General features: G+C 62.3%; 1 protein-coding gene, 1 tRNA gene and 1 pseudogene. 2 read left to right on the top strand and 1 reads right to left on the bottom strand.

From position 1 onward, the window contains the following. Window positions 1-362: 362 nt before the first annotated feature. Both EOA38_RS30735 and EOA38_RS40610 read left to right on the top strand, forming a co-directional pair. A tRNA-Asn gene (locus EOA38_RS30735) sits at window positions 363-437 on the top strand. Window positions 438-1,395: 958 nt separating this feature from the next. Continuing rightward, window positions 1,396-3,129 (top strand): hypothetical protein, encoded by a 1,734-nt coding sequence (locus tag EOA38_RS40610; protein ID WP_245464649.1) that lies wholly within the window; start codon window positions 1,396-1,398, stop codon window positions 3,127-3,129. A gap of 74 nt (window positions 3,130-3,203) precedes the next feature. On the opposite strand, the pseudogene EOA38_RS39840 reads toward EOA38_RS40610, so the two are convergent. After that, window positions 3,204-3,586, bottom strand: a pseudogene (locus tag EOA38_RS39840) (hypothetical protein); the annotation flags it as partial.

The following is a 3,586-nucleotide window of genomic DNA, read 5'->3' as shown; positions in this document are numbered from 1 at the left end:
GAACGGGCAGGAAGCCGAGGATGCCGCCGGCGACGAGCAGCACGCCGATCGCGATCCGCGACCCTCGCGAGCGCGGCATGGTGAATTCGCGGCCGAAGATCGTGATCTTCCGCGCCGGGGCGTTATCGTCGTCAGTTGCCGTCATTCAAACCAGATCCCATCCCGCGCAACCGAAGCCATCGCTACCAAAGCGACAACCCGACCGCTTTGTTCCGTGCCAGTGTGAAGCCGCTCATATGTGGGCATGCCGAAACGATGCCACAAATGGCCGCACAAAAAACTGGAGAAAAATTGCGAATTGCTGCTTTGCAAAGCCGAAAGGTGTTTGCTATAGGCTGCGCCACTCACGTCAGAGCCTCCGTTCCCCGGTAGCTCAGTGGTAGAGCAACCGGCTGTTAACCGGTTGGTCGCTGGTTCGAATCCGGCCCGGGGAGCCAATTGCCATTGATTTCATTACGTTTTTCGCGATAGTCGGGAACCTTCCCCGCTTTCTCTCCCTTGACGCTCGTGAAGAACTCCGCCGATTAGGCCGTTACCGCCCCAACTGGAATCGCCCGCCGCACTGTCTGCAGCCATATCGGTTCGCGTCATCGGATTTGTCCTCAAGGGCCTCGAGTGTCGATGGCTTGTTCCCTAAAATGTGACAGATCGGACACATGGCTAAGCCGTCTGCGACCGGGTGGTACTTGCGCAATCGCTCACTGACAAAACTGACGTGTCGGTGACGCTCAGCAGTCTGGGTCGCGATTTCTACTAGTCCACCATGTAGGGGCAACTCTGAGGCGTGCGCATGCATCTGGGGCTCCCGTTCTGACGGCTGCGAAGTCAGTTACCGTACCGCCGAATCACACCATAGGACGCACCCGCCGAAAAAAGTCTGCGCGAGTACACGAAAAAGCCCGACTCCCTTTCGAGAGACGGGCCTCGCACGGCTACCGGTATGGTTGACCACGGACGTCTGTGACCTAGCTTAGGGCTGACGATGGACCGTGCACACTCCGAAATGGCGGCATGGCGCGCACCGTGGGAGAACTCTCGGGACGTTGAGGATGGAGCGGTGCGAGCCGGCTTTTCGGAGTTCGGCGCGCTCTCGGCGGCCGACAACCAGCGGCCACGGCATCTTCAGGTTTCGTTTCAGGCGAAAATCATCTGCGCCGGCATGCCTGTTCGCGCAACCGGCGCCCCGCCATGCAACGACAAATTCGCACGGCACTGGAGGGCCCTGAAGCAGTGACGGCTTCGAGGGCAGGCAGAGGCTTTTAGCCAGCACCAACGCGAGGACCCACACACCGCCTCTCGAGCTTAAGATTACACCGAAGACCGCAAGGCACGGCGATGCCAGACCATCTTGCCGGAATTTACGCAGACAACACTGATCTCGCTCTCCTAGGGGGGTTGACGATCTTTGCCTTGATAGGCGTCTGTCTTGTGCTCCGGCGCATCCTTGTTGCGGTGCAACGGCATCATCTGAAACCAGATCCCTACCTGAGCGAAAGCAGGGTTGTTCCGCTCGAAGAGGCTTCCTGGGCTTGGGACCGCCCGGTCGACCTTGCAGCCGCGCCTGCATCTTCTCAGGCTGCCGTGCCCTCGACCCCGGTCCCGGATGTCCGACCTCAGGATCTCAACGATCGTCAATCCGGGGTGCGAAACGAGTATTTCGAAACAACATCCGAGGCTGGCGAAAGCTCATCCGGGGCCCTGCCCAATGCTTTTGCTCCGGCGACCGGCATCGCCATTGCCTCGCCTCCCCGCGTTCACAGCCCGACGAGTCTCGCGTTACGCTTGGGCGTCGCCGCAATCTGTCTGGCCGTGCCGCTTGGTTATGCAGTGACGAGACAAAGCTCTGTCGAAAGCGCCCCCGCTGTTTCGCAGGCTGATAGCCACCCCGATCTTTCACGTCCCGTCGAGCCTCCGGCGAGTGCTGCATTGGATATCAGTGGATCAACCCGCGGGCCCACGAGTGTCGAGTTGCCTAGCCTGGATCTGACGGCCGCCAAGCCACAGGTCGAGGCAGCTCTTGCTCAGGCGGCCGCTGCAAGGGAATTGGCCGGTCAGGAGCATCGGGCGATGGAAGAGGAGCGCGCCAGGAGTGCCTCTCTGCAGAGTGCGCTCCTGGAGTCGCGCAAGCAGATTGACGCGCTGAAGACAAGCATGGCAGCCGCCGGCGACGCCAGCGAGAAGCGTTTGCGCAACGAGCTCGCGGCAGCCCGCACACTCGACGCATTGCGGTGGATTACGCAAGACGCCCGCGCGCTGCTCGGCGAAACCCTGAACCATGTCGTTGTACAGATGCCCGCTGCCCGCCTTGAACGCCAGCGAACCGAACGGATGATGCGCGACCTGTCGCAAGCGCGGGCGCAAATTGAACAGCTTGGGGCCAAAGCTGCCGAGGATCGCGGCAAAGCCGAGGATTCGCTGGCGCAAGCGAGCGGCATGCTTGAGGAGGAGCGTCGCAAGTCGAAAGATCTTCGTGGCGACATCGCCGAAATGGAGCTGTCCAAGGCTGCGATCGCGGATACGGCCGAGCGGGAACGGACCGGCGCAGCCACAGCGCGAGAACGGGTCGAGCAGACCGCAAGCGAGACGGCGCAGGCGCTGGCACGGGAACACGCTTCAGCAGTCGCCGCCCGTGAGGACCTCAACAAAGTTCGCCTTGAGCGCGACGCGGCCGAACAGGAGCGAGCCAAGGCTATCTCAGCGAGAGAGCGTGCGGAGCAGGCCGCAGCCGAGACGGCGCAGGCTTTGGACCGGGAGCGCGCTTCAGCAGCCTCGACCCAAGAGGACCTTAACAAAGCTCGCCTCGAGCGCGACGCAGCCCGAGCACTTATGGGACAGGTCTCCGGGCTGAAGGAGGCTCTGGACAAGCAACGTGAAGCCACTGTTGCTCTGGCCCGCGACCTGGCCGCCGCGCGCGCCGACAATGACAAGCTCAGGGCTGAGCGCCGCAGCGCGCAGATTGAGCCGCCACTGAAGCCGCACTCTGGCCGCGCATCGGCCGGCACAGGCGAGATGAAGGCCGTCAGTCAGAAGACTGCGCGCAGCAAGGTTCGAAAGTCGTCGCGCGTGATCCGCGTGCGTTCTATCGCGCTTCCCTTTTCCCTCCGGCCAACACACTCGACGTTGGATTGAGCCCAAATGACTGGGAAGCTCGCGTTGAAGGCTCTGATCCTTGAGAGCGTCGGCGAGGCGTTCCGTGCTGTGCGCTATGTCAGCCCGATCACGCTGCCTTTCGCGTTCAATTCGCACCCGACTTGCGCCTGACGCGTCTCCCCACTGCCTTGATGTGCATAGTCGATGCTGACCTGAACGGGGGCCGAGATCGTATCTGGGCCCAACCGATTTAGGGGACCTGCGCTGCTGACGCGCACACTGGTTGCGCCAAACTGGGCGGCGGCCTGCTCGATTGCGTCATGGCAGGCCCGAACGACGTTATCCGGGACGCCCGGCAGCGCTTCGATTGGATAGACCGCTGGTGGAATAGCGATGTCTTCGGAAGGCTGCAGGGCGGGCGGCAGGTCGAGTGACTGTCCGCCGTCTGAAGACGGGGCGACCGTGGCGGCTTTGGCGGCCGTAGTTGGTGACACTG

This window comes from Mesorhizobium sp. M1E.F.Ca.ET.041.01.1.1 (assembly GCF_003997355.1).
In the GTDB taxonomy this organism is placed as follows: Bacteria; Pseudomonadota; Alphaproteobacteria; order Rhizobiales; family Rhizobiaceae; genus Mesorhizobium.
The sequence above is the reverse complement of the archived record's forward strand: the minus strand, read 5'-3'. Positions and strand labels throughout refer to the sequence as shown.